This window comes from Rhodococcus sp. NyZ502 (genome assembly GCF_041464245.1).
GTDB classification, from domain to species: domain Bacteria; phylum Actinomycetota; class Actinomycetes; order Mycobacteriales; family Mycobacteriaceae; genus Rhodococcus_F; species Rhodococcus_F qingshengii.
This window is the reverse complement of the sequence record NZ_CP167155.1, coordinates 4,661,618-4,686,189: the sequence shown is the minus strand read 5'-3', so window position 1 is coordinate 4,686,189 and position 24,572 is coordinate 4,661,618. Positions and strand designations below refer to the sequence as shown.

Annotated in this window: 22 protein-coding genes, 1 tRNA gene and 1 pseudogene; 15 read left to right on the top strand and 9 right to left on the bottom strand. The window is 62.9% G+C overall.

Annotated elements, in window-relative coordinates:
* The first annotated feature begins 52 nt into the window (after positions 1-52).
* Positions 53-700, top strand: a complete 648-nt coding sequence (locus ACBG85_RS21455; RefSeq protein ID WP_372024753.1) for a TetR/AcrR family transcriptional regulator — start codon at positions 53-55, stop codon at positions 698-700.
* Positions 701-704: 4 nt separating this feature from the next.
* Here the strand turns inward: ACBG85_RS21455 and ACBG85_RS21450 are convergent, their stop codons facing one another.
* Positions 705-1,427 carry a TioE family transcriptional regulator gene (locus ACBG85_RS21450; RefSeq protein ID WP_042921385.1) on the bottom strand — a complete coding sequence of 241 codons (723 nt, stop codon included), beginning with the start codon at positions 1,425-1,427 and terminating at the stop codon, positions 705-707.
* Between the two features lie 108 nt (positions 1,428-1,535).
* Between ACBG85_RS21450 and ACBG85_RS21445 the strand changes: the two genes are divergently transcribed.
* Positions 1,536-2,759, top strand: a complete 1,224-nt coding sequence (locus ACBG85_RS21445) for an erythromycin esterase family protein (protein WP_372024750.1) — start codon at positions 1,536-1,538, stop codon at positions 2,757-2,759.
* Positions 2,760-2,764: 5 nt separating this feature from the next.
* On the opposite strand, the gene ACBG85_RS21440 is transcribed toward ACBG85_RS21445, so the two are convergent.
* Positions 2,765-3,874 carry a serine hydrolase domain-containing protein gene (locus tag ACBG85_RS21440; RefSeq protein WP_372024747.1) on the bottom strand — a complete coding sequence of 370 codons (1,110 nt, stop codon included), beginning with the start codon at positions 3,872-3,874 and terminating at the stop codon, positions 2,765-2,767.
* A gap of 250 nt (positions 3,875-4,124) precedes the next feature.
* Between ACBG85_RS21440 and ACBG85_RS21435 the strand changes: the two genes are divergently transcribed.
* The 4 genes from ACBG85_RS21435 to ACBG85_RS21420 all read left to right on the top strand — a co-directional run bounded on the left by ACBG85_RS21435 (position 4,125) and on the right by ACBG85_RS21420 (position 8,013).
* Positions 4,125-4,658, top strand: a complete 534-nt coding sequence (locus tag ACBG85_RS21435; protein WP_020970417.1) for an NlpC/P60 family protein — start codon at positions 4,125-4,127, stop codon at positions 4,656-4,658.
* A gap of 65 nt (positions 4,659-4,723) precedes the next feature.
* On the top strand, positions 4,724-5,410 hold the full coding sequence (locus ACBG85_RS21430; protein ID WP_054827298.1) for a response regulator transcription factor: 687 nt from the start codon (positions 4,724-4,726) through the stop codon (positions 5,408-5,410).
* Positions 5,407-6,402 (top strand): HAMP domain-containing sensor histidine kinase, encoded by a 996-nt coding sequence (locus tag ACBG85_RS21425; RefSeq protein WP_003940274.1) that lies wholly within the window; start codon positions 5,407-5,409, stop codon positions 6,400-6,402. Before ACBG85_RS21430 ends, ACBG85_RS21425 begins: the two co-directional genes overlap by 4 nt.
* 108 nt (positions 6,403-6,510) lie before the next feature.
* Positions 6,511-8,013, top strand: a complete 1,503-nt coding sequence (locus ACBG85_RS21420) for a DUF4173 domain-containing protein (RefSeq protein ID WP_308190174.1) — start codon at positions 6,511-6,513, stop codon at positions 8,011-8,013.
* A 73-nt stretch (positions 8,014-8,086) separates the two neighbouring features.
* Here ACBG85_RS21420 and ACBG85_RS21415 read toward each other — a convergent pair whose 3' ends face one another.
* Positions 8,087-10,423: an arylsulfatase gene (locus ACBG85_RS21415; protein WP_372024743.1), complete on the bottom strand. Its 2,337-nt coding sequence runs from the start codon at positions 10,421-10,423 to the stop codon at positions 8,087-8,089.
* Between the two features lie 205 nt (positions 10,424-10,628).
* Here ACBG85_RS21415 and ACBG85_RS21410 point away from each other — a divergent pair, with 205 nt between their 5' ends.
* Positions 10,629-11,297, top strand: coding sequence for a TetR family transcriptional regulator (locus ACBG85_RS21410; protein ID WP_054781447.1), 669 nt, complete (start codon positions 10,629-10,631; stop codon positions 11,295-11,297).
* A 35-nt stretch (positions 11,298-11,332) separates the two neighbouring features.
* A complete protein-coding gene (locus ACBG85_RS21405) occupies positions 11,333-12,250 on the top strand; it encodes a TauD/TfdA family dioxygenase (RefSeq protein ID WP_030534931.1) in 918 nt (305 codons plus the stop codon).
* A 1-nt stretch (position 12,251) separates the two neighbouring features.
* Here ACBG85_RS21405 and ACBG85_RS21400 read toward each other — a convergent pair whose 3' ends face one another.
* Both ACBG85_RS21400 and ACBG85_RS21395 read right to left on the bottom strand, forming a co-directional pair.
* The gene (locus ACBG85_RS21400; protein ID WP_037125552.1) at positions 12,252-13,214 is read right to left on the bottom strand and encodes a formylglycine-generating enzyme family protein; all 963 of its coding nucleotides are present in this window, start codon (positions 13,212-13,214) and stop codon (positions 12,252-12,254) included.
* Between the two features lie 49 nt (positions 13,215-13,263).
* Positions 13,264-13,339 (bottom strand) — tRNA-Arg (locus tag ACBG85_RS21395).
* Between the two features lie 242 nt (positions 13,340-13,581).
* Here ACBG85_RS21395 and ACBG85_RS21390 point away from each other — a divergent pair.
* Positions 13,582-14,961, top strand: a complete 1,380-nt coding sequence (locus ACBG85_RS21390) for an LLM class flavin-dependent oxidoreductase (RefSeq protein WP_047272629.1) — start codon at positions 13,582-13,584, stop codon at positions 14,959-14,961.
* Positions 14,962-15,114: 153 nt separating this feature from the next.
* Here the strand turns inward: ACBG85_RS21390 and ACBG85_RS21385 are convergent, their stop codons facing one another.
* The gene (locus ACBG85_RS21385) at positions 15,115-15,213 is read right to left on the bottom strand and encodes a winged helix-turn-helix transcriptional regulator (protein ID WP_228401232.1); all 99 of its coding nucleotides are present in this window, start codon (positions 15,211-15,213) and stop codon (positions 15,115-15,117) included.
* A gap of 259 nt (positions 15,214-15,472) precedes the next feature.
* Here ACBG85_RS21385 and ACBG85_RS21380 point away from each other — a divergent pair, with 259 nt between their 5' ends.
* Entirely contained in the window at positions 15,473-16,273 is an 801-nt protein-coding gene (locus tag ACBG85_RS21380; protein ID WP_285181756.1) for a crotonase/enoyl-CoA hydratase family protein, read from the top strand.
* Between the two features lie 46 nt (positions 16,274-16,319).
* Here ACBG85_RS21380 and ACBG85_RS21375 read toward each other — a convergent pair.
* Both ACBG85_RS21375 and ACBG85_RS21370 read right to left on the bottom strand, forming a co-directional pair.
* Positions 16,320-17,611: pseudogene (locus ACBG85_RS21375) on the bottom strand (MFS transporter).
* 267 nt (positions 17,612-17,878) lie between these two features.
* A complete protein-coding gene (locus ACBG85_RS21370) occupies positions 17,879-19,066 on the bottom strand; it encodes an ROK family transcriptional regulator (RefSeq protein ID WP_003946405.1) in 1,188 nt (395 codons plus the stop codon).
* A 194-nt stretch (positions 19,067-19,260) separates the two neighbouring features.
* Here ACBG85_RS21370 and ACBG85_RS21365 point away from each other — a divergent pair, with 194 nt between their 5' ends.
* The 3 genes from ACBG85_RS21365 to xylB all read left to right on the top strand — a co-directional run bounded on the left by ACBG85_RS21365 (position 19,261) and on the right by xylB (position 21,300).
* Positions 19,261-19,491 carry a DUF3263 domain-containing protein gene (locus ACBG85_RS21365; RefSeq protein ID WP_030534904.1) on the top strand — a complete coding sequence of 77 codons (231 nt, stop codon included), beginning with the start codon at positions 19,261-19,263 and terminating at the stop codon, positions 19,489-19,491.
* Between the two features lie 69 nt (positions 19,492-19,560).
* Positions 19,561-19,878: a WhiB family transcriptional regulator gene (locus tag ACBG85_RS21360; RefSeq protein ID WP_003946343.1), complete on the top strand. Its 318-nt coding sequence runs from the start codon at positions 19,561-19,563 to the stop codon at positions 19,876-19,878.
* Positions 19,879-19,902: 24 nt separating this feature from the next.
* Entirely contained in the window at positions 19,903-21,300 is a 1,398-nt protein-coding gene (gene xylB, locus ACBG85_RS21355) for a xylulokinase (RefSeq protein WP_064443887.1), read from the top strand.
* Between the two features lie 7 nt (positions 21,301-21,307).
* On the opposite strand, the gene ACBG85_RS21350 is transcribed toward xylB, so the two are convergent.
* The gene (locus ACBG85_RS21350) at positions 21,308-22,024 is read right to left on the bottom strand and encodes an HAD family hydrolase (protein WP_065455332.1); all 717 of its coding nucleotides are present in this window, start codon (positions 22,022-22,024) and stop codon (positions 21,308-21,310) included.
* Between the two features lie 142 nt (positions 22,025-22,166).
* Between ACBG85_RS21350 and cycA the strand changes: the two genes are divergently transcribed.
* Entirely contained in the window at positions 22,167-23,630 is a 1,464-nt protein-coding gene (gene cycA / locus ACBG85_RS21345; RefSeq protein ID WP_003946351.1) for a D-serine/D-alanine/glycine transporter, read from the top strand.
* Positions 23,631-23,752: 122 nt separating this feature from the next.
* Complete coding sequence (locus ACBG85_RS21340) at positions 23,753-24,523, top strand: M23 family metallopeptidase (protein ID WP_003946431.1); 771 nt, start codon at positions 23,753-23,755, stop codon at positions 24,521-24,523.
* Positions 24,524-24,572 lie beyond the last annotated feature (49 nt).

Below are 24,572 nucleotides of genomic sequence, written 5' to 3'. Positions count from 1 at the left end.
TGTTTAGTGATGAGAACGTACCCCCTCGCCTTACATGTGTAAAGTTTGTCGGGTGAGTGATGTTTCCGACGATGCCGATGAAACTGGGACGAGTGGTTCTCGGAGTACTCGCGCCCGAAATCCGAGAGGAAGCGGCGCCCGACTCCGCGGAGAGATCGTCGCCGCAGCGGCGACGCTCATCGCCCGCACCGGATCGGATCAGGCGGTGACGCTCCGATCGGTCGCTCGCGAAGTCGGGATATCCGCACCATCTATCTACGGACACTTTTCCGATCGCGATGCCATTGTCGAAGCGGTGGTCTCCGAATCGCTGGAGCAGTTGCATCTCGCCGTGGCCGACGCCGTTTCCGCACACCCCGACCCGGTCGAGGGTCTGTATGCCGGGTGCTCGGCATACGTCGAGTTCGGCATTTCCGAGCCCGCTCGGTATCGGGTCTTGTTCGGGTGGTCCAGGCCGAAAGGTCAGTCACCACAATCGGATACGCGAGGACTGGCCGCCTTCAACACACTGGTGACCAACCTCGACGCGTGCGTCGCCGCTGGGAGGTCGGCCAGCACAGACACTTTTGTCGATGCGGTATCGATCTGGACTTCGCTGCACGGACAGGTGATGTTGCGGGCCGATCTCCCGGAATTCCCGTGGCCGTCGACCGACACCGTCGGTGAGATGGTGAGGAGCCTTGCGCGGCTTGTGAACTGACGCCTCAACCGTTTGCTGATCGGCAACCAGGCGAGGTCTGATCCAGCATCGTGAGATAGGCATCGAGCTGAGCTGCGCCGGCGAGAAGGTTGCGACTGCGTGTGGTCAGCCGGTCTTGCCAGGATTCGAGGAACGCTGACAATGCGTCTGCTCCGCCGGCCTCGCGCAGCGAATCGAGAAACTGAGCGACTTGCGACAGCCGATAGCCACCGCGCCGCAGCTGCCGTGCGATCTCGGCGTCGCGCACACACTCCGGACCGTATTCGCGATAACCCGTTGCTCGTTCGCGCTCGGGGCGCAGGATGCCGTGCTCTTCCCATGTGCGCAGTGTCGCCGGGTGAACGCCGAGACGGCGCGCCAGCTCACCCACCGTCAGCGCTGGACCGTGCACCAGTGCCGGTGCCATGGTGGACAGAGTCCCCAGCGCTGTGGCTACCTCGGTGCGAGTTCCTCGCTCGGCGAGCAGCGTCATGTGCGCACTGTCGATCAGGCGATAGGCGGACTCGGTGTCGCCCTGGTTGGTCGCCCGCATGATTTCCGTGGCCCGCTGGTGCCCGTGACCGCCGCGCAATGCGAGGAAAGTGCGCAGGGCTTGCGCGTGCACTGGGGTGTATCGCCGGTAGCCGTAAGTGCTGCGCTCGGTCGGAGGGAGGATGCCGGCATCGTCGTAGTTGCGGATCGCCTGTGCGGACAACCCGTGTTCACGGGCAAGGTCTATGGGCCGCACTGATCACCTCCGATTGAGGCTTTTCACGGTATACCCCAGGTAATTGCCGGTGAAAGTTTCACTCGAATCTTCAACGATACTGTCGAAGGCAGTCCACCTTCGAAAGGGATGATCATGTCCACTGCCCCAGCGCTGAGTGAGTTCGGCCGCCAACTCGAAGACGCGGCAAGTCTTGGTCGTGCCGTCGACGAACTGCTCGCAGCGCGAACCGAGGTGCCGGCTCTGCTCGCTCTCGGCGAGCCGACTCATGGGATCAAGGCTTTACCGTTGCTGCGCAACGAACTTCTCGGCCAACTGGTCGAACGAGGATATCGGTCGATCGTGCTCGAAACAGATGTCTTTGCGGCTTTGCTTGTCGACGACTACGTGAACGGGGGAGAGGCGGACATCGAGAAGGTGCTCGCCACAGGCTTCAGCCACGGATTCGGTGCGGTACCGGGTAACCGCGAACTCGTCGAATGGCTACGCGAGTACAACCACGGCCGCGCTCCGGCCGACCGAGTTCGCTTCTACGGCTTCGACGCTCCGGTGGAGTATTCCGGCGCACCGAGCCCACGTGGCGCGCTGTCTGCAGCAGGTGACTTCCTGCCCGCTGCGATGCGGCCGCACTCGTTCGACGACATCGACCTTCTGCTCGGGCAGGACACCGACTGGACCAACCCGGCGGCGATGTTCGAACCGGCTGCGTCCGTCGGCAACTCCGATCAGGCTCGTGCCCTGCGCATCATTGCGGACGACCTCGCCAGCGTCCTGCGGCGCGCCGCACCTGTGCTGCGGCCCGCCGACCCGGCCGGGTACGACCTGGCCCTTGCACATTCACGCACCGCTCTGGGGCTCTTGCGCTATCACTCCGCGATGGCGAGTTCCGCTCCTGATCGCATCGGCACTCTGCTCAGTCTGCGTGCCGAGATGATGGCCGAGAACCTGTTGGCGGTCGTCGTCCAGGAGCAGCGACGCGGGCCGATCCTGCTCTTCGCACACAATGCCCATCTCTTGCGAGTGCCGTCCGACATGCCCGTCAACGGCGACGTGGTCAGCTGGGGGAGCGCCGGCTCACTTGTCGGACTTGTCCTCGGGGAGCGTTACGTATTTTTGGCAACCGACGCCAACCCCGACAGTGATCCGGGCACTCTGCAGGGAGCGTTGGCCGATGCGACCAGTCGGCGTGCTCTGTTTCTGGCGCCCGCACTTCGCGCAGCACTTGACCCGTCCGTCACCGCGGGAGAGGCGATCCTGCCCGGCCACCTGCCGCTGAAACCTTCGGAGTTGGACGGCGCCGACGCGGTCATTTTCGTCGCGGACACTGATGGAAAACGTTATCAATACTGGTAACAGCGTCAGGGGCAGAGTGCGTGCGAGAGTATCGCGACGGTGTCCGGCTGGTCCTTCGGCGTCGACGTCAGCGTCACAGTGAACGCGCGGTCCGGCGTCGCGCCGGACAGTGTGTAGTACCCGTAGATCCCGCCACTGTGGCCGGTATAGGTGACGCCGCAGGAAAGTTCGGTGGCGCCGACGCCCATCCCGTACCCGAGCCCCTCGGCTTCGGTGGCGCCGACCTGAGGGGTGGTCATCTCGGCAAGCTGCTCGGCCGGCACCACCTGCCCGTCGAGTAGCGCGCGCCAGAAGGCGTTCAGGTCTGTGCCCGTCGAGACCATCGCTCCGGCAGACCAGGGGATCGACGGTTCCGTGCGGGAAACGTCGGTCAGGCCACCGTCGAGATCCTGATAGCCCGTCAGGTGATCGCCCCTGATGTCGAGCTCACCGGCCGGCGGGAGGTACGTGTCTTCCAAGTCCAGCGGATCGAGTATCCGAGACCGGAGTTCATCGGCGTAGCTGCGGCCACTCACGGATTCGACGAGCATTCCGAGAACGATGTAGTTGGTGTTGGTGTAGACGAACGACGTTCCGGGGACGAATTGCGCCGGTTTGCCGAGGGCGATGGCGACCGCGGCGGACGGCGTCAGCGTTCGGTTCTCGTTTGCTGCAATCCATTCGTCGGCGCCGGGTTCTCCGGCGAACTCGGGAAGGCCGCTGCGATGTTGCAGCAGTTGCCGCACGGTGATCGCGCTACCGTCGATGCCACTGCCGTCCATGTCACTGCTTTGCAGTAGGCCCGGGAGATACTGCTCGATCGGTGCGTCGAGGTCGACCTTGCCCTCGGCGACCAACTGCAGAACGAGCGAAGCTGTGAATGTCTTTGTCACACTTCCGATCCGGACGCGATCATTCTTGCCGATCGAATCGCCGTTGGTCCGGTTGGGCACGCCGCTGGTCATGACAGCCGTCGTGGTGCCGTCGTCGAGTGTTGCGATCGACCCGACGACACCCGACCTGGTGAGTCCGTCGAGATCCGATTGAATCTCCACTGCGCGCTGGAGCGTCGAGCAACCGACGAGTGCCGTGGTGGCTCCGATGATGACCGCGGCGACGAGCAGGTATGGGCGCATGAGTCGAATCTATGGACCTTGTCGTGCCGCGGGATCCAGGAAATCCCCCATCATTCCCTGATCTTCTGCCAGCCCGGGACGTAAGGCCCGTTTGTTCAAAACCGACAAATCGGATTAATCATTCCTGTCCGAACACCACGTCCACGCCGTTAACATCCGAACGAAGTGTTTGTTTTCACGTGTCTTGCCAGTTCACGGCTATCGAGGTGCGCTGCCGCGCGCCGAAACGACTCCCACGAAGGACGGATGCATGAAGAAGTCGACACTCCGCACGGGAACGGTCGCGGCTTTGCTGACCGGAAGTGTCCTGTTGCTTTCCGCTGCCCCTGCCTCAGCCGACCCGGGAAGCCTCGGTAGCGGTGGCAGTAGCGGGAGTTCCGGAAGCTTGGGAAGCACGGGCAGCATCAGCAGCGGATCAGCCGCCCTTCCGATTCCGAGCCCGGCAGGGCTGATCGCGCTGGCAGCGGCGAGCACTCAGACCGGAAAGCCCTACCAGTGGGGCGGCGTCGGGCCGAACTCGTGGGACTGCTCCGGGCTGGTGCAATGGGCGTTTCGGCAGGCCGGCGTGAATCTGCCACGGACCAGCCAACAGCAGGCCAACGTCGGACAGCCGGTTCCCCGGTGGGCCCTCGCCCCCGGCGACGTCATCACCTTCTACCCCGGTGCGACGCACGTCGGCATCTACGCTGGGTTCGGAATGGTGTTCAACGCCTACGGAGTTGGTGTTCCGACCGGACTGACGCCCCTGGCGGATCTGCCGATCAACAACATCCGCAGGTTCTAGAACCTGCACAGAACCTTCACAAGTCCTCCCAGGTTCATCCACGAGGGCCGAATACAGTCAGTTCCATGAGTCAGCGAAGAGTGCTCGTGGTCGACGACGAGGTCAGCATCTGCGAGTCCATCGCGGCGAGGCTGCGTGCCGAGGGCTACGACGTCGAGCTGGCATTCGACGGTCCCAGCGCGGTGGCCCGCTGCGAGCAGATGGCCGCCGACCTGGTGGTACTCGACGTGATGATGCCGGGATTCGACGGACTCGAAGTCTGCCGCCGCATCCAGGCCGTGCGCCCGGTGCCTGTGCTGATGCTGACCGCTCGCGCCGATGAAACGGACATGCTGATCGGTCTCGGCGTCGGGGCCGACGATTATCTGAGCAAGCCGTTCAGCATGCGTGTGCTCGTCGCCCGGGTGCAGGCTCTGCTTCGGCGTGCGGATCGCGCGGAGCACGCTGCTCGCCCGGTGGCCGACCTCCTCGAGTTCGGTGACGTCGTGATCGACCTGACCGAACGTCGAGTGCGCCGTGATGCGCAAGAAGTTCACCTGACTCGCACCGAATTCGATCTCATCGCCTATCTGGCGGAGCGGCCGCGAGCCGCGATCCCGCGGGAGTCGCTGCTCGAGGAGATCTGGGGCTGGGGTGAGGGAGCGGGCAGTCGGACCGTCGACAGCCACGTCAAGGCGCTGCGACGCAAGCTCGGACCTTCCGTGATCCGGACCGTTCACGGGGTCGGGTACGCCTGGGACGTGCCGCGATGAGCGTCGTCGACCGTCTTTTTGCACGGTGGCCGCGGCCGCTGGACCCGATGCGGTCCTTCAAGGTGAAGGTCGGCCTCCTGGTTGTCGCAGCACTGGTGTTCGCCGCGGGTGGTTTCTGGCTGACGTCGCAACAACCGTTTCGTTTTGCTCTACTGACGGCGTTGGTTGTCGCTCTCGGCGTTACGCAGGTGCTCGCACACGGGATGACGTCACCGCTTCGCGAGATGACGGCCGCGGCGAAGGCGATGGCGCGCGGCGACTATTCGCGGCGAGTACGAGCGACTTCCAGAGACGAAGTAGGCGAACTCGCCCATGCGTTCAATCGGATGGCCGAGGACCTCGGGGCCGACGACCGGTACCGCCGCGAGTTGATCGGCAACGTCTCCCACGAATTACGGACGCCCATCACCGCTTTGCAAGCCATGCTCGAGAACGTCGTCGACGGTGTCGAAGAACCGGATCCGGCGATGATGAAATCGGCGCTGCGGCAGACGGAACGACTGGGCGCGCTGGTAGCCGACCTTCTCGATCTCTCGAAACTCGAGGGTGGCGCTATGCCGTTGAAACGCCGCCGTTTCGAGGTCGAGCCGTTCCTACGCGAGCTGTCGAGTGTGAGTGCGGGCGACATCGAGATAGACGTCAAGCCTCCGCAATTGTCCGTGGTCGCCGATCCGGATCGCCTCCATCAGGTGGTGACCAACCTGGTGGACAACGCGGTTCAGCACGGGAACGTCGACACCAAAGTTGTGATCCGAGTACGTACCGGCAGCGCGGGGGAGTTGGTGCTCGACGTCCACGACGACGGCCCCGGCATCGAACCACAGGCCCGTGAGCGAGTGTTCGACCGCTTCATCCGCGGCGGCTCGACCGACGGGGGCACCGGACTCGGCCTCGCGATCGCGAAGTGGGCGGTCGAATTACATGACGGCAGGATTGCCGTCGTCGATGCCGCGTCGGGTTGTTGCATTCGAGTAGTGCTGCCGCAGAACTGAATCAAAGTCCCTGACGAGATCGAGAGATCTCGCGATGGCGCATGTCTTCATCGGCATTCGTCTGTACTTCCGACCCTGAAAAATTGAACCAGACACATAGGAGATCACATGAGCGCTCCGATAGTAATTCCACCGAAACCGCCGATGCCGGCCGTAAAACCCAAGCGTTCCAGCCGGTTCTGGCGTCCCGATCGCACTTCGATGGCCACCCGCTCGATGCTCCTCGGCGCGGCCGCAGTAGGGGTGCTTGCGGCCCTGATCCTCGACCCAGGGTTCGCGAGTATCGCGTACGTGATCGTGGGTGCCAGTGTGGTGATCGTCTTCGGGATTCTGACGCCGCCGCGGATGACCGTGACGCAGTGGGTCGCCGCCATCGGGATGCTCGCACTGCTGGGTGTTGCCGCCGTTCGCGGTGCGGAGTGGTTGGTGTTCCTCTGCGTCGTAGCTGCGTGGGTTCTGTTCACGTGGACTCTGATCGGCGGGCGGACGTGGACCGGAATACTTCTGGGAACGGTCGCTCCCTGGCGGGCACCCCACCGGACGGTCAACTTCGTTCGTCGTCGAAAACTTGCTACCCGCTCTGCTCCGCGGGTGCCGGCGGCGCGAGTTGTCGTCGTAAGCGCAGTATCGATTCTTCTCCTGCTGATTTTCGGATCTTTGTTCGTGAGTGCGGATCCGGAGTTCGCGAAGATCTTCGACGGCTTCGCTCCTGCCATCTCGGTGTCGAACCCGGGAGCACGGATCTTTGCCGGCGTCGTGATGGCGTTCGGCACGCTGGTTGCGGTGTATCTGCGCCGCAGAACGCCGACGGTGGACGCGTTTGCACCTGCGCAGGCGACGCCGTTGCCGATGTGGGAGTGGGCGGTCCCGCTCGGAGTACTCAACGTGCTGTTCCTCGGTTTTGTTGCAGTACAGACGAAGACGCTGTTCGGGGGAGACGAGCACGTACAGGTGACCGATGGACTGACCTATGCGGACTATGCGCGTGAGGGTTTCTGGCAGCTCATGGCGGTTACCGTGCTGACGCTGCTCGTCATCGCCGTCGCAGTGCGGTACATCGACCGCCGCGACGCTGGATCGAGGCGTCTTGCCCGCGGACTGCTGGGTGCCCTGTGTGTTTTCAGCCTGGTGATCGTGGCGTCCGCTGTGCACCGGATGTGGTTGTACGAGAATCAGTACGGTTTCACGGTGCTCCGGGTCAGCGTCTTCGCGACCGAGCTGCTTCTTGGCTTCGTGTTCGTGTTGTTGCTCGTCGCAGGTATTCGGATGTCCGGGAAGTGGCTGCCCACAGCTGTTCTCGCCACTTCGGCCGTCGCGCTGCTGGCCTTCGCGGTGTTCAACCCCGACGCGTACATCGCGCAAAAGAACGTGGAACGGTTCGAGGGCGGCAAGAGCATCGACGTTTCCTACTTACGCGGGCTCTCCGTCGACGCGGTACCTGCCTTGGATCGTCTACCGGAACCGCAGCGTTCATGTGCCTTGAGCAGATATCGATTCGGAGTGCCGGGCACCACTGCGCCCTGGGAGTTCAACGCAGCGCGTGAGAAGGCCCGCGACATCCTGGAAGCTCGCCCGGTGGGGCCGTGCCTGCAGATGTACACGGTCGGATAGACGCAGGGCGATTGTGCAGCCGCACGGCAGATATCGCGCGCGGCTGCACAATCGGCGAGCGTCGCCTGGTCGATCAGTGCACGGCGAGTGAGATTTTCTCCCGTTCCTCTGCGGACACCACATCTCGGGTGGATCGTAAGTCGACGATCACGCTGTGGAGTTTGCCGCCGTAGCGGAACGTGCCCTTGTCCGCGAACTCTTCCGCGACCGGGCTTCCCCGGTTGATGCCGACGTCGAGCTGTTCGTTCATGCTGAAGATCGCCCGAGTGGTCTTCTCGATCCGGCCTTCGGAGACCACCTCGTCGTCGACGCTCAGGGTTGCGGTTCCACCCTTGCCGATTCCGCCGCCGTCGTACTCGAAGTGGACGGACACCTCGCGTGCATTGGGTGCCAGCGGGTTGCGCCCACGCACGAAGGTCCGACCACCGCCGCTGAAGTTGTAGCAGTAGACGGGGACGGAATCGAGTATGTACAAAGCGAATCCGCCGAACCGGCCACCGAGGCTGACCAGCATGCCGTCGGCGACGCTACCCAGACTTGCGGTCAGCGTGTACGAGCGGTTGAAGAACGTCGGCGCGGCTTTCTCGACCAGACCGTTCATGTGTGGGTACAGCGTGAGGGTCTTGCGGCCCATCATCGGATGCGGGGGTCGTGATTCCGCGGTGGCGTGGCGACCGACCGTTCTGTCGTCCAGCGGCAGCACCTGATATTTGGCCGCCTCGACGAGGAACTTTTCCTTGAGCCGGGCCAGGATCTCGGGATGCTCGTCTGCGAGATCGCGGGCCTGCGACCAGTCGACCGAGGTGTCGTACAGCTCCCAACGGTCCTCGCTCATCGGTGTGAGTTCGAGGCCGTGAGTGGCCATCAGCCAGGGTGCGCGGTGGGCCGTGACTGCGGTCCAACCGTAATCGTAGATTCCGCGGTTGCCGAAGATCTCGAAATACTGTGTGGTGTGGCGCTCTTCGGCGTCGGGCTCGGCGAAGGTGTAGTTCATCGCCACGCCTTCCATCGGTTTCTGGGTCACCCCGTCGACGCTGGACGGTGCCGGAATACCGGCAGCTTCCAGGATCGTCGGCGTGATGTCGACGCAGTGATGCCATTGCTCCCTGATGCCTGGCTTGTCGATCCCCTTGGGCCAGTGGGCGATCAGGCCGTTCCGGGTACCGCCGTAATGGGACGCAACCTGCTTGGCCCACTGGTACGGGGTGTCGAGAGCCAGAGCCCACGACGCCGGATAGTGCGGGTAGCTGGTTTCGGTCCCCAATTCGTCGTAGCGCGCCAGTACGTCGGATGTCGCACTCTTGTAACCGTTGAGGCCGGCGAGGTAGTTGAACGAGCCCTCCATTCCGCCTTCCGCGGAAGCGCCGTTGTCACCCATCATGTAGAGCACCAGAGTGTTGTCGAGTACACCCATGTCCTGCAACCGGTCGACGAGCCTGCCTACCTCGTCGTCGGTGTGCTCGAGAAATGCCGCGTACAACTCCATCAGACGGGCCGAGACCTTCTTCTGGTCGTCGTCGAGTTCGTCCCAGTGTGGGAGCCCCGGAGCCCACGGGGCCAATTCGGTGTCAGGAGCGACGACGCCCAGTTCCTTCTGCTTTTGGAGGGTGATCTGGCGTTGGCGATCCCACCCGTGATCGAATTCGCCGACGTACTTGTCCAGGTAGCGGTCCGGGACCTGGAGTGGAGCGTGGCACGCGCCGAAGGGGAGGTAGCAGAACCACGGCTTGTCGGGGTCCATCGTGTTGACGCCCTCGACCCATTCGATCGCGTGGTCGACGAGATCTTCGGACAGGTGGTAACCCTCCTGTGGTGTCTTGGGTAAGTCGACCATCGTGAAGTCCTCGTAGAGAACCGGGGTGAACTGGTCGGACTCGGCACCGAGGAAACCGTAGAACTTGTCGAAACCCTCACGGACCGGCCAACGGTCGAACGGCCCGGCAGCGGTGGTCTCCCACGTCGGGGTCTGGTGCATCTTGCCGAAAGCACCTGTCGCATAGCCGTTTCCCTGTAGGACGCGTGCGACCGTGGCGGCAGAGGCGGGGCGGGTCCCGTTGTATCCCGGTGCCGCGTTGGCCATTTCGGAGATGACACCCATACCGACACTGTGGTGGTTGCGCCCGGTCAGTGTGGCGGCACGCGTCGGCGAGCACAGAGCCGTGGTGTGGAATCGGCTGTACTTCACGCCGGTTTCGGCCAAACGCTCGGCGGTGGGGGTGCGGCACGGGCCACCGAACGCGGAGGGTGCGCCGAATCCGACGTCGTCGATCATGATCAGCAGCACGTTCGGGGCCCCGGCCGGCGGGCGAAGCGGTTCCGGGCGGGTGTACGGGGGATTCTGATCGGGGTAGTACACGGCGGCCGCGACGTTCGGCGTCTCGGGAATGATCGGAATGGAATGGCGATTCACCAGCAGGCTCCTTGGCGTGTGCAAAACCGGGCGGATTAAGCAGTCGTCTTAATCTGGAGCGTATCGATCGGAATTCAGTTGGCGGCGTATGTCTCGTTGACTGGGACAACTACCCCCGTGAGTGGTTAAGGAGTCCCTGCACTCCCTAACCGCGCACAGGGGATGGGGCTTGCGGAATTAAGACAGTGACTTATATGGTCGGTGTATGCCCGCCTCGTTGGATGCCAAGAACGCCATGATCGCCGTCGCCGAGCGGATGTTCGCCGAGCAAGGTATTCACGAAGTGTCCATGCGGGACGTGGCGACTGCGGCCGGGCAGCGCAACAACTCTGCAGTTCAGTATCACTTCGGTGGGCGAGACGGTCTGGTGCTGGCCGTATTCCGGCATCGGATGGATCAGATCAACGCAGCGCGACTGACGTATCTCGACGACATCGACGCCAGTGGGCGGACCGACTTGGTCCGTGCTTTGGTCGAAGCCTTTCTGTACCCGCTGGCAGATTTTCTGGCGACGGTCGACGGTTCCAACTATGCGAGGTTCATTGCCCGAATCTCACCGTCGGTGGATACGCAGAGTGCTGAGTTCCGCGAGGTCAGCGAGGGGATCAACGAAGTTGTCGTCAGGTTGACGCGGGCATTGCCACATCTGCCCCGCCGCGTCGCGGTCGAACGGATCGATCTGACGTTCAACATGAGCGTCTCCGCTCTGGCAATCTTCGAGCAGCGCCGCGAAGACGAAAACCCGGTTGTGCAGGCAGATTTCGATACGACAGTGGATCATCTGGTCGATCTCGCGGTAGGAGCACTGACCGCGCCCCAAAGCGCACACAAACGTACACGAGCAAAGCGGGTGCACGCGTCGACTGACGTGTGACCCCGCGACACGACACGACAGGACGGAGTCATTCGATGGCTACCCTTACATCCTCACGAACAGTCCAAATCGGCAATCACACAATCGAATTCGGACCACGCGGAATGAGGCGAAACCCGGAAGGCGTTGAATCGAGGCCGTACGAGCGGTTCACTCTGACACCCGTCACACCGTTCATCGGTGCCGAGATCAGCGACATCGACCTGCATGATCCGTCGGAGGAGCAGATCGAGGACGTGCGTCGGGCCCTCCTCGAATGGAAGGTCGTGTTCTTTCGGGACCAGCCGATTTCGAGCGTGAATCATCGTGACTTCGCGGCCCATTGGGGTGAACTCGAGGTTCATCCACTTCTCCCGCAGGGAGAGGTCCCGGCAGTCGTCAGATTCGAACGCGGAGAGGACAGTCCAGGAACGGAGAACATCTGGCACGTCGACGTCACCTGGACGAAGACGCCGCCGCTCGGTTCAGTACTTCGGGCGATCGACGTACCGCCTGCCGGTGGTGACACGCTCTGGGCCGATATGGGTAACGCCTTCGACTGCCTCCCCGACGAGATCAAGGACTTGATCGACGGCAAGGACGCCATCCACGATTTTGTACCGTCCTTCGGACGCGGCATGAGCCCGGAGAAGTTGGAGCAGATGAAGGAGCAGTACCCGCCGGTTCTGCATCCGATGGTGCGTAAGCATCCGGAGACCGGGCGTAAAACTCTGTTCGTCAACAGCCTCTTCACCACCCACATTCCGGATATGGATCCTGTCGAAGGCAACGATCTGCTCAACCTATTGTTCGCGCAGGTCAAGGTCCCGGACTTTCAGTGCCGCTTCAAGTGGGCGCCGAATTCCATTGCCTTCTGGGACAACCGGGCCACCCAGCACTACGCTGCGAGCGACTACTTCCCGCATCGTCGCGTCATGGAGCGGGTGGCCATCCTGGGGGACGTGCCCTTCTGATCTACTCCTGCGGAATGCGGATGATGCACCGGAAGCCGACGTGGCAGGTCGAGGACTCCTCGGATTCGCCCTGCCGCGCGGCGGGGCGGTATCGCAAGCAGTAGTTCGGTGCACACAGATGTGAGCCGCCTTTGATCACCCGTCGTGCGTAGGGTTCGCCCACCAACGCCTCCGTGGCGAACTCCGCTCGGGGATTACGAGGAATGCAGCACGACGAGGCCGGCGCGACGTTCTTGGAACTGTGGGCGTGGTCGGACGTGTAGTGATCGGCCGTCCATTCCCACACGTTCCCGGCCATGTCGAACAGTCCGTAGCCGTTGGGCCGGAACTTTCCGACCGGAGCGGTGCGCTCGTAACCGTCCTCGAGCAGATTCTCCCAGGGGAACTGGCCCTGCCACACGTTGCCACCGGGCCGCCCGCCCGGAGAGTCGTGATCGCCCCACACGTACGCCTGGCGATCGAGTCCACCGCGGGCGGCAAACTCCCACTCGGCCTCGGTCGGGAGTTCCTTGCCGGCCCACGCGGCATAGGCCTGGGCGTCGAAGTACGACACGTGGGTGACGGGGTGCCGTTCACGTCCCCCGATGTTGCTGTCGGCGCCCTCGGGATGGCGCCAATCGGCGCCGGGAGTGAACGACCACCACTGGGTGTAGTCGTCAAGTGAAACCGGGCCGGGTGGCGAATTGAAGACCAACGATCCCGGGACGAGGAGGGCTGGATCGGCGTCGGGATAGTCGGCGGCGTCTGGGGCGATTTCAGCAGTGGTGACGTGGCCGGTTGCCTTCACGAAGCGTCGGAACTCGGCGACCGTCACCGCCGTCGTGTCCATCCAGAATCCGTCGACTGTGACCTGGTGAACTGGGCGTTCTTCCGGATAGAAATCTTCGGAGCCCATCCAGTACGTCCCACCCGGGATCAAAGACATGTTCTTCGGGGGAGTAGCCGTGGAGTGAGGCGTCGTCATGAATTCAAGAATGGCACGTTGGTCACGCCGATGTGGGGAGAGTCCCACCTGGTGCCCTCGGCAGGATTCGAACCTGCGACCCTTCCTTTAGGAGAGGAATGCTCTATCCCCTGAGCTACGAGGGCGGGGAGCGTACCGACAAGCACTGAAAACCCTGTGCTGCCGGGGTTTTCGCTTCCCGATACTGCTGTTGCATCCGCTCGACCTGTCGGCACGAAGCCTCGGGCGTCACAGCTGCGCTAGTCAGTGTAGCGGCCCGCCGACGAGGTCGCGAAGTCGACGGTATCGCCGGGTGCAAGCAGGAGCCGAACCGATCGCACTGATCGCAATGGTGTTCACCGCGGAGCAGGCACGGCATCGTGCGGGAATGACCCGCAGAATCCGATTCAACGCCTTTGCCATGAACTGCGTCGCCCACCAATCGCCAGGTCTGTGGCGCCACCCGGAGGACCAGTCGTCCAGGTACACGGATCTGAGGTACTGGACGGAATTGGCGAAGCTCCTCGAGCGTGGACGATTCGACGGGCTGTTCCTGGCCGACGTGTTGGGAACGTACGACGTGTACGGCGGCAATCACGACGCAGCGCTGCGGCAGGGCGCGCAGGTACCGGTCTCGGACCCGCTACTGCTGGCGTCGGCGATGGCTGCCGTGACCGAGCACTTGGGCTTCGGGATCACCGCAGGTACAGCTTTCGAGCATCCCTACCCGTTCGCTCGGCGCTTGAGCACCCTCGACCACCTGACGAACGGGCGAATCGGGTGGAACGTGGTCACCGGATACCTCCCCTCGGCCGCACGGAACATGGGCGAGGACGACCAACTCCAGCACGACGATCGCTACGACCACGCGGACGAGTACCTCGAAGTTCTCTACAAGTTGTGGGAAACGTCGTGGGAAGACGACGCGGTGGTGCGTGACAGAACCACCGGGGTCTACACGGACCCCGCCAAGGTTCATCCGATCGAGCACGAAGGCAAGCACTTCACCGTTCCGGGCATCCACATCTCCGAACCTTCTCCGCAGCGGACGCCGGTCATCTTCCAGGCCGGCGCGTCGCCTCGTGGGGTGCGGTTCGCCGCTGAGAATGCCGAAGCAATTTTTGTCGGTGCACCGACAAAGGCGATTCTCAAAGACACCGTTGCCCGAATCCGAAACGAACTGACGAAGGTCGGGCGAGATCCGTACTCGGCCCGCATCTACACACTGTTGACGATCATCACCGACCGAACCCCTGAGTTGGCCCAGGCGAAACTCGAGGACTACCGCAGCTACGCGAGTAGTGAAGGCGCGCTCGTTTTCACCTCGGGGTGGATGGGAATCGACCTCTCCGGATACCGAGCGGACGAGCCGATCGGGAACGTCGAGAGCAATGCCATTCAATCCGCGGTCGCATCGTTTCGTCAGGCCGACGAGAAGGGCGGCGAATGGACGGTGGGGGACATCGCGGAGTGGGCGGGCATCGGCGGGCTCGGCCCGATCGTTGTCGGTTCCGGCGCGGAGGTCGCCGACGAGTTGCAGGAGTGGGTGTCCGAGACCGACGTCGACGGTTTCAATCTCGCGTACGCGGTGACTCCTGGAACCTTCGAAGACATTGTGGAGCATGTGATTCCGGAGCTGACCAAACGAGGTGCCTACCAGAGCGACTACGACGAGGGAACGCTGCGCAACAAACTGTTCGGGCGAGGGGACAGGCTGCCGCTCGAACACCGAGGCCGGAGTTTCGACCGGATCCGCACTGCCGGCTGAGCGGACCTCAGGACCAGCCGGACCCGGGTACGTGGACCGAGGTGGTGAGGTCGACCGCCTCGATGTCCGAAGACCTCGGTTCGTTTCCGAAGGTGCTGTGCCGTAGTGGTGGTAGCGGTGCGGTTTATTGGGCGCACACCGCTTCTCCCGCGATTACATGGTGATGAGGACGGGCCAGATTGACTGCCCTTTGCAAGTGACCGAGTACTCGTGTCTCGGTGGGTTCTGTTCATACTCACGAGGCTCGCGCATTTCCGTCGGCCGTCAGGATTGCCAACCGTGCGGACAACACGGAGTTGGAGATTTCCCCCGCGCCAGCCAGACGTTGTAGCGCCGCGACCCTAACTAGGCGAACGGGCGTGGACACCGTTGTGGCCGTGCCGTCATCCACTGATTCGGACCCGGCCGGGCAAGTGACCATGGAACTTCTCGCCGAGATGGCATGACGAATCCCCGACGAACTTACTCTCAGGTAAGTTCGTCGGGGATATGTCGAATCGGAGGAGTTGCCGTGAGTGATCGTGTTCGTGTCGAGGTAGTGCAGTCGGTGGCGTACGTGACGCTCAGCCGACCGGAGAAACTCAACGGTCTCGATCTGGACATGCTCGACGCGCTGGTGAATGCCGCTCGAACGATCGAAACCGATCGTTCGATTCGGGGCGTGATTCTTCAAGGCGCGGGTGACGCGTTCTCGGCCGGGTTGGACTTCGCCTCTGCGGGTAAGCAACCGAGGCGCATGGCGAAGGCCTTCGCGAAATTTCCCGGTCAGAAGACCAACCTCTTCCAACGCGCGTGCTGGGTGTGGCGCGAATTGCCCGTGCCGGTCATCGCGGTCGTTCACGGGCACTGCTTCGGCGGGGGACTGCAATTGGCGCTCGCCGCAGACTTTCGATTCACCACCCCCGATTGCACGTTCTCGGTGATGGAGGCGAAGTGGGGATTGATCCCCGACATGACCGGAACGGTCACGATGCGCGAACTCGCGGCGATGGACGTCGTGAAACGCCTCGCCATGACTGCTGAACTGTTCGACGGAAATCAGGCTCTCGAGTGGGGGTTCGTGAGCGGAGTCAGCGACAATCCGATCAAGCCGGCGCAGGAACTGCTGTCGCAGATCGCGGTTCGCTCGCCGGACGCCGTCGCAGCGACGAAGACGTTGCTGCACAAGACCTGGAACCGCTCGCCTCGCGGCGCGTTCTGGATCGAATCGCGGATCCAACTGGCGCTGATGCGAGGCAAGAACCACAAGATCGTGCGCACAGCGAATGCTGCGAAGAAGTTGCCGGAGTTCGCCTTTCGAAAGTTCGGCTGACAAACTCCGGCATCGCGACGCCGTTGGGCGTCCACATTCAGGTCGATTACACCATCAGGTCTCGTCCTGATCGATCCTTGATGAGCATCGTGGCGACGAACGAGACCGCGGCCAGCAGGGCGAGGTAGATCGAGATGGCAAGGGTGCCACCGGTCTTGCCGAGGAGCCACTGTGCGACGGTGGGAGCAAAGGCGCCGCCGAAGATGGTGCCTACCGCGTAGGAGATCGACGCACCGCTGTAACGGATCGAAGCCGGGAACAGTTCGGCGAACAACGCGGGTTGAGGTCCGTACGACAGCCCGAGTCCGACCGAGAACAGGATCATCGCCACGTAGATCCAGCCGAGATTCCCGGTGTCGATGAGGAGGAAGAACGGCACCGCGAAGAGGACCATTGCGAGGTTGCCCACGTTCATCACCGTGGTGCGGCCGCGTCGATCCGACCAGTAGGCGCCGATCATGGTGAAAACGCCCCACTTGCGAGCGTGGCAATCAGTAGTTCGGTCTTACCCAGGCCATAGGTCTTGGTTGCGTACGCGACGATGAATCCGCCGATCACCATGTAGCCGTTGCCGTTTGTGCCGATGAAGGACAGCGCCGCGAGTACGACCTGCTTCGGGTGTTTCTTGAACAGAGTTCGGATAGGCGTGTTGCTCTCGGTGCGGCGTTCCTTGAGTTCGGCGAATACGGGTGACTCGCTGACCTTGCTTCGAATGTAGAAGCCGACGCCGATCAACACGACGCTGAGCAGGAACGGCACTCGCCATCCCCAGGTGGTGAACTGTTCGTCCGTGAGGGTGAACGTGCACAGTGCCAAAACGCCGGTGGCGAGCAACATTCCGAGCGGTACTCCCATCTGTACGAACGCTCCGAAGAATCCTCGACGCTTGGTGGGTGCGTGTTCGACGGCAAGAAGAGCGGCCCCGCCCCATTCGCCGCCCGTCGAGAATCCTTGGACGACGCGAAGCAGGATCAACAGGATCGGTGCCCAGATTCCGATCGAGGCATACGTCGGCAGCACGCCGATGAGAACCGTCGCGGCACCCATCATCGCCAACGTCGCGACCAGGACACGTTTGCGGCCGAGCCTGTCGCCGAGATAGCCGGCCACGATGGCACCGAGAGGACGGAAGACAAAGCTGATGCCGACCGTGACGTAGGAGACGATCTGGCCGGCCGAGCCCATCGGCTTGAAGAACAGGTCGGCAAAGATCAGGGCTGCAGCTTGGGCGTAGATGAAGAAGTCGTACCACTCGACGGTGGTGCCGACCATCGACGCCATCGCGGCGCGGTCGTATTCCTTCGCGGCGGGCTTGGTGCCAGTTCTGGTTGTGGTCATCGAGCTACTTTCTGCCAGTCACGTGGTTCACCGACACGGTGAAACTGCGAAGTCGGAACAGGGGAGAAACGCTGTTCGATCTGCGACGTTGCCGGTGTGCTCGGTGCATGCTTTTGGCTGACTCGGAGCGTTCCTGCGCGATCTCATCGTCGATATCGGCAACCGAATGATCGGTAGGTAATGAATTATGCAGAAGTGTGAGCGTCAACACAAGCGATGCCGGAAAAGTCTGATTGTTTGATGCGGAGCGTGCGAGAAGTCAGCGACTCACGTGTGGAGTGACGCCGCGATCCGCAGATCGATTTCCCTGGCGCTGAGCAGATGGTCGAGGACGAGAACCGCACAACCGAGGATGCCGGATTGTGCGCCGTGGCTGACCGAAGCGATCTGAAGCTTTCGGGTGGCAAGCGCCGTTGCGTTGCCGTAGACGGACTCCCGAAGCCCGGCGAGGAAGAGTTCGTCCGCCTCGGCCATGTCGCCGCCGATGATCAGGACCTCGGGATTGAGGAGATTGACCGCGCCGGAAATGACGTCGCCGATCAGTCGGCCGCTGCTTCTGATGAGCCGGCGGGCTTCGCTGTCGCCGTCCAGGGCGAGGCGGACGACATCACGCACGTGACCGACGCTTCGGCCCTGATCTCGGAGGGCATGCACGAGAGCCCAACCGCTGGCGACAGTTTCGACGCAGCCGACGTCGCCGCAGCGACACTTCATGCCCCGCGCTGCAGCGGTTTTGGTATGCCCGATCTCGCCGGACGCTCCGAGTGAACCGCGTTGGAGGACTCCGCCCATGACGATTCCTGCGCCGAGGCCGGTTGACGCCTTGATCATCAGGAGGTTGGGCGCACTCTCGCGTCGCTCGCTCAATTCGGCCAGAGCCATCACGTTGGCATCGTTGTCCGCGAACAGCGGAGCCGTGGTCACCGATGCCAGATAGGGGGCAAGCGCGACTCCGTCCCACCCCGCCATCATCGGAGAGTCGAGGCTTGCTCCCGCGGCGACGTCGACCGTTCCGGGAATGCTCAGTCCGATTCCGATGACCTCGGTAGACGCGCGGTGGACCTGGGCCAGTAGTGACGAAAGATGCTCGGCAATTTCGGGCATCAGTTCGTCGGGGCCGACCCCGACCGACTTGTCGATGTCTTCTGCCGCGAGGATCGTGCCCGCCAGGTCGGTGACGGCAAGTTGTGCCCGCGATCGACCGATGGCCACGACGAGAACCACGCCGGACGAGTTCGCGAAGGTGAGAGTGGACGGCGGCCGGCCGCCCGTCGACGGGCCCTCGTCGTCATCGGCGATCAAACCAAGCGATTGAAGTGCTGCAACCCTGGCCGATACCGCCGTCCTGGACAGGCCGGTGAGCTTCCCGATCTCGCTGCGCGTGGTCGCGGAACCGCTGCGTATCAGCGTGAATACCTCTCCCGCGGTAGCCGGAGTCGTGGACGGTCGGGTCATTGTCCTATTCAAGCATTCCTCGTCGGTAACTTCAGCGTGCGAAAGTTCGCATACTTTGTCCACAAAAAGACGTAAGTAGGTCTTGTGAAAAAGCAGAAGTAGGCATAGTCTGTGTCTTGACTCACTGCCACGGGCGTCCGAGGAGACGAGTCGCAGTTTCTGTGAAGCAGGGCGCACAAACAGGGGAGAACCTGATGAGCCGCACCGATACACAAGAGATCGTCGAGTTCGCACGTAAGTGGCAGCAGTTCGACGGTGGACCTGACGAAGAGATCTTTGTAACCTTCGGCCTCGCCCCGGACGAGTATTTCCGCAGGCTGCAGGCAATTCTCGACGACGGCGTCGTAGCGCTGACTCCGCCGGTCACCGGCGAACTCGCAACGGTCTGTGCACATCGACTCGGCCAATCGGTCAGGCGTCGATAAGTCCGACCCGGCGTCAGCCCAGAGTCACCCGAATCCGTGTCACCCGAGTAAGGAATTGAGGTCGCCATCATGCACAAGCACCTTCCGATGCCGTACCCGACCGCCGAAGTGTGGGACTGGCAGCTGCAGGGAGCGTGCCGCGGGCACGATTCCGCGGTGTACTTCCATCCGGACGGCGAGCGTGGACACGCCCGCGAGAACCGTGAACGCAACGCCAAGAAGGTCTGCGCGACGTGCCCTGTACTCCAGCAGTGCCGCGAACACGCACTCTCCGTCCACGAGCCGTACGGCATCTGGGGTGGAATGACGGAGACCGAGCGCGCAGAATATGTGCGATCGCTGCGTAAGCGCAGCAACCGGATGCCCGCGGTCGCCAACGCGAGCTGACGGTCCTTCGGAAAGGACGCCAGTGTGGCCCTCGTAGCCGGTATCGATTCGTCTACCCAGTCGTGCAAAGTCATTGTCCGTGATGCCGATTCGGGAGAGCTGGTACGAGAAGGGCGGGCGGCGCATCCCGTCGGTACCGAGATAGATCCGGCATGCTGGCTCGAGGCGATGGACAGTGCAATCGCCGCAGCGGGTGGGCTCGGCGACGTCGCAGCCGTATCGGTCGGAGCTCAACAGCACGGCATGGTGTGTCTGGACAGTGGCGGCGAGGTCGTCAGACCGGCGTTGCTGTGGAACGACACTCGCTCGGCGAAGGCTGCGACCGATCTGGTCGAAGAGCTCGGCGGACCCAAGGCGTGGGCCGACGCAGTTGGTGTAGTTCCGGTTGCCGCGGTCACGGCAAGCAAGCTTCGATGGCTCGCAGATCACGAACCCGGCAACGCCGATCGCACTGCCGCGGTGTGTCTTCCGCATGACTGGTTGTCCTGGAAGTTGGGTGGGTCCGGCTCGATCGAGGAGCTTGCCACCGACGCGGGCGACGCCAGTGGAACCGGCTATTATGCTGCCTCGACGCGCGAATATCGTAAAGATTTGCTGGCGTTGGCATTTCGCGGTCGAACCCCGCATGTTCCCCGAGTTGCATCGCCGAACGAAAAGATCGGAAGTACACGTTCCGGAGGTATTGTCGGGCCTGGCACCGGTGACAATGCCGCAGCCGCACTGGGTTTGGGGGCAGTTCCCGGTGACGTGATCATCTCGATCGGAACATCCGGCGTCGTCTCGGCTGTATCGGCCACCCCCACGCATGATCCCGGCGGGAACGTGGCAGGATTCGCGGACGCAACCGGCCTGCACTTGCCGCTGGTGTGCACTCTCAACGGCGCGCGCATTCTTGATGCGACGGCGTCCATTCTCGGTGTCGATCACGCCGAACTGTCGCGGTTGGCGTCGACGGCGCCCCTCGGAAACGACGGGCTGGTCATGATTCCGTACTTCGAGGGTGAACGGACGCCCAACCGCCCTGACGCCACGGGGGCCATGCACGGATTCCGGCTGCAGAACTCGACGCCTGCGCACTTTGCACGAGCCGCAATCGAAGGGCTCCTGTGCGGCTTGGCCGACGGCGTCGACGACCTGGTTCGTCAAGGCGTCGAGGTGAAGCGAGTTCTCCTCGTGGGAGGCGGAGCGAAGTCGCGCGCTCTCTGTGAGATCGCGCCGGCAATTCTCGGAGTGCCGGTCGTGATCCCTGCTCCGGGTGAGTACGTCGCCGAAGGGGCATGCAGGCAAGCAGCATGGGCACTGTCCGGGGACACGCAGCCGCCGGTGTGGCCGAAACCGGAAGAGCGACGATTCGACGCCGAACCAGCTCCCCACGTGCGCGAGCGCTACGCGTCGTTGCGCGAACTCACCGAAGGTGTCTGAGCGCTCCCTACAGAAGCCCGAACTTCCGCACTGCGTCGAGTAGCGCGTGCGGGCGTTCGGTCGTCGGCAGGGGATCGACGAGTGCGAACTGGCAACCGACGTCACGGGCAGCGCCGTCGGCGATGTCGCTGTCACCGACCATCAGAGTCTGCGCCGCATCCACATCGAGTTGCGCAAGGGCGTACTCGAAGATCGCCGGTTCGGGCTTGACTGCACCCACCTCGAACGAGAGAACGAACTCGTCGACCCAGACGTCCCAGCCGCGGTCGGCGAACGCCGGACGGATGTCGAAGGCGATGTTGCTCAAGACGGCAGTGCGTATGCCCCTCTCCGACAGTGACTTCAGGACCTCGCCGGTATCCGGGTACGGCGACCATTGATCCGGATCGACCAGCAGGGCGTAGAAAGCTTCGGCCCGAACCGGATCGGGCACCCCGGACTTACTCAACACGTCGAGGTAAGCCTGACGATGCAACTTCGGATCCCGGTCGCGGTTCTCCCACGCGTAGATCCCCGCTTCGTCCATCTCCACGGTTCTGCCCACCGGCGCGGTCATCCGACGCATCAGCTCGGCTTGAGCGTGCACGTCGAGCGGATCGCCTTGATGATCGACGAGGTGCTCGGTCCAATCGTCGCTCTCCTCCAAACGGAAGAGGGTTCCGGAGAAATCGAACAGCGTCGCGGCGATATGTCCGTCTTGATGGGCCGTGCTGTCAGTGTTCACCTCGACAGGTTATCGGCGTCCGCTTTCCGATGCGTGATGTGAGCCAGTGCACGCGTACTTTGAGAGAGCACATTTTCCGAGGTTCCCCCGACGGGCACGATTTCGATGCCCCGGATGAACCGTATGACGAGGGGGATCCTCCGTGTCCGACCACGCGAATACACCAGACCTGACGAAGCCGTCCGGCGAAGACCCCCACCTCTCACGTCAGCTGTCCAACCGGCATATCCAGCTGATCGCCATCGGTGGTGCCATCGGCACCGGACTGTTCATGGGATCGGGCAAGACGATCTCGCTCGCCGGGCCCTCCGTGATCTTCGTGTACATGATCATCGGATTCATGCTCTTCTTCGTCATGCGGGCGATGGGGGAGCTGCTGCTCTCGAACATGGCGTACAAGTCGTTCTCCGACTTCGCCGCGGATCTGCTGGGCCCCTGGGCGGGATTCTTCACCGGCTGGACCTACTGGTTCTGCTGGATCGTCACCGGCATCGCGGACGTCATCGCGATTTCCGGGTACTTCAAGTACTGGTGGCCAGGGCTCGCGGCGTGGATTCCTGCTTTGCTGACGATCGCGGCGCTGCTGCTCCTCAATCTCCCGACCGTTCGCGCCTTCGGTGAAACCGAGTTCTGGTTCGCGCTGATCAAGATCATCGCCATCGTCAGCCTGATCGTCGTCGGCATCGTCATGGTCGTCTCCGGGTTCACGGCGCCGAACGGTGCCACCTCCGGTATCGACAACCTCTGGAACGACGGCGGGATGTTCCCGACCGGATTCATGGGCTTCGTCGCCGGCTTCCAGATCGCCGTGTTCGCCTTCGTGGGTATCGAGCTCGTCGGTACGACGGCAGCCGAGGCGAAGGACCCGGAGAAGAACCTGCCGAAGGCCATCAACTCCATCCCCATTCGTGTCCTGCTGTTCTACGTCGTTGCACTGACCGTGATCATCGCGGTGACTCCGTGGCGTGAAATCAGCGCAGACAAGAGTCCGTTCGTCGCCATGTTCACACTCGCCGGCCTCGGCATCGCTGCTTCTGTCATCAACTTCGTCGTGCTGACCTCCGCTGCATCTTCGGCCAACTCGGGTATCTACTCCACCTCGCGCATGGTGTTCGGCCTTGCGCAGGAAGGCGACGCACCGAGGGCCCTCGGTAAGCTGAACTCACGCAAGGTCCCCGCGAACGCCCTGATGTTCTCGTGCATCTTCCTGCTGGCGTCGTTGATCCTGCTGTTCTCGGGCGATTCCGTGATCGAGGCCTTCACCGTCGTCACGACCATTTCGGCGCTGCTGTTCATGTTCGTGTGGACGATCATCCTGGCGAGCTACATGGTGTACCGGAAGCGTCGTCCGCACCTGCACGAGGCGTCGAAGTTCAAGATGCCCGGCGGCATCGTGATGTGCTGGGTCGTGCTCGCGTTCTTCGTCTTCATTCTCTGGGCACTGACAACCAAGGACGACACCCTGCAGGCACTTCTCGTCACGCCGATCTGGTTCGTGGTTCTGGGCATCGCGTGGGCGATCATCCGGCGTCGACCCGCTCACCGGGCACGATACGACGCATTCAAGTCAGAACTGGACGCCAGCCGACAGAACGGCGACAAATAGTTTTGGTCAAGATCGGGTAACGGTGGCGGCCGCCTTGATCAAACTGTTACATTCTTCGGCAGACAGAGGAGCGGGCTTCATCAGAAGGACGCTGCACGCCGACGACTGACGGAGTACACACTGTGGGAAACCACCACCGCACGGGCAATGACGATGTTGTCTTCGAGATCGATCCCGAGGCAGCAAGCGGCCGCCACCGCACCCCGTCGGCTGGCCCTGGTGCCGGTGTCAAGGCAGGTGTCGTAGCTGCGGCTACCGGTGCACTCCTCGTCGGTGCAGGCCAGATGGGCGCAGGAACCGCTGCTGCGGCGCCGGCAACACAGACCATCGCCGGCATCGAAATCCCGCAGGGTCTGCTCCCCGAGGGCGTTGTCGTTCCGGCTGAATTGGCGGCACTTCCGGCTCTCGACATCCCCGAGCTTCCCGATTTTGCTGCCGACCTCAATACGCAGGCACAGCAGTTCCTCGCTGGGATCAACCCCGGCACCTCAGCTCGTACCGTGCAGCCGGTGTCCGGAACGCTGACCTCCACCTTCGGTTCGCGCTGGGGAGCACACCACGGTGGCCTCGACATCGCGGCTCCGATCGGTACGCCGATTCTGGCTGCAGCCGACGGCCAGGTCATCGACGCCGGCCCGGCGTCAGGTTTCGGCCTCTGGGTCCGCGTCCAGCACGACGACGGCACGGTCACCACGTACGGCCACGTCAACGACTACCAGGTCAACGTCGGCCAGCGCGTCAACGCCGGCCAGCAGATCGCCACCGTGGGTAACCGTGGCCAGTCCACCGGCCCGCACCTGCACTTCGAGGTTGCCGAGAACGGCGCAAAGGTCGATCCCGCAGCGTGGCTGCAGGCTCGCGGCGTAGCTGTCACCTGGGTCGACAACTCGTAGAAGAAACTTTCGGAGAACTGCGGTGGCGTCGGGAAATTCTTCCCGGTGC

Bases quoted from the DNA above. Each gene is read 5' to 3' on its own strand.
- ACBG85_RS21445 (WP_372024750.1), top strand. From the start codon at position 1,536: ATGATCATGTCCACTGCCCCAGCGCTGAGTGAGTTCGGCCGCCAACTC.
- ACBG85_RS21440 (WP_372024747.1), bottom strand. From the start codon at position 3,874: ATGCGCCCATACCTGCTCGTCGCCGCGGTCATCATCGGAGCCACCACG.
- ACBG85_RS21435 (WP_020970417.1), top strand. From the start codon at position 4,125: ATGAAGAAGTCGACACTCCGCACGGGAACGGTCGCGGCTTTGCTGACC.
- ACBG85_RS21430 (WP_054827298.1), top strand. From the start codon at position 4,724: ATGAGTCAGCGAAGAGTGCTCGTGGTCGACGACGAGGTCAGCATCTGC.
- ACBG85_RS21425 (WP_003940274.1), top strand. From the start codon at position 5,407: ATGAGCGTCGTCGACCGTCTTTTTGCACGGTGGCCGCGGCCGCTGGAC.
- ACBG85_RS21420 (WP_308190174.1), top strand. From the start codon at position 6,511: ATGAGCGCTCCGATAGTAATTCCACCGAAACCGCCGATGCCGGCCGTA.
- ACBG85_RS21410 (WP_054781447.1), top strand. From the start codon at position 10,629: ATGCCCGCCTCGTTGGATGCCAAGAACGCCATGATCGCCGTCGCCGAG.
- ACBG85_RS21405 (WP_030534931.1), top strand. From the start codon at position 11,333: ATGGCTACCCTTACATCCTCACGAACAGTCCAAATCGGCAATCACACA.
- ACBG85_RS21400 (WP_037125552.1), bottom strand. From the start codon at position 13,214: ATGACGACGCCTCACTCCACGGCTACTCCCCCGAAGAACATGTCTTTG.
- ACBG85_RS21390 (WP_047272629.1), top strand. From the start codon at position 13,582: ATGACCCGCAGAATCCGATTCAACGCCTTTGCCATGAACTGCGTCGCC.
- ACBG85_RS21385 (WP_228401232.1), bottom strand. From the start codon at position 15,213: ATGCGCGAGCCTCGTGAGTATGAACAGAACCCACCGAGACACGAGTAC.
- ACBG85_RS21370 (WP_003946405.1), bottom strand. From the start codon at position 19,066: ATGACCCGACCGTCCACGACTCCGGCTACCGCGGGAGAGGTATTCACG.
- ACBG85_RS21365 (WP_030534904.1), top strand. From the start codon at position 19,261: ATGAGCCGCACCGATACACAAGAGATCGTCGAGTTCGCACGTAAGTGG.
- ACBG85_RS21360 (WP_003946343.1), top strand. From the start codon at position 19,561: ATGCACAAGCACCTTCCGATGCCGTACCCGACCGCCGAAGTGTGGGAC.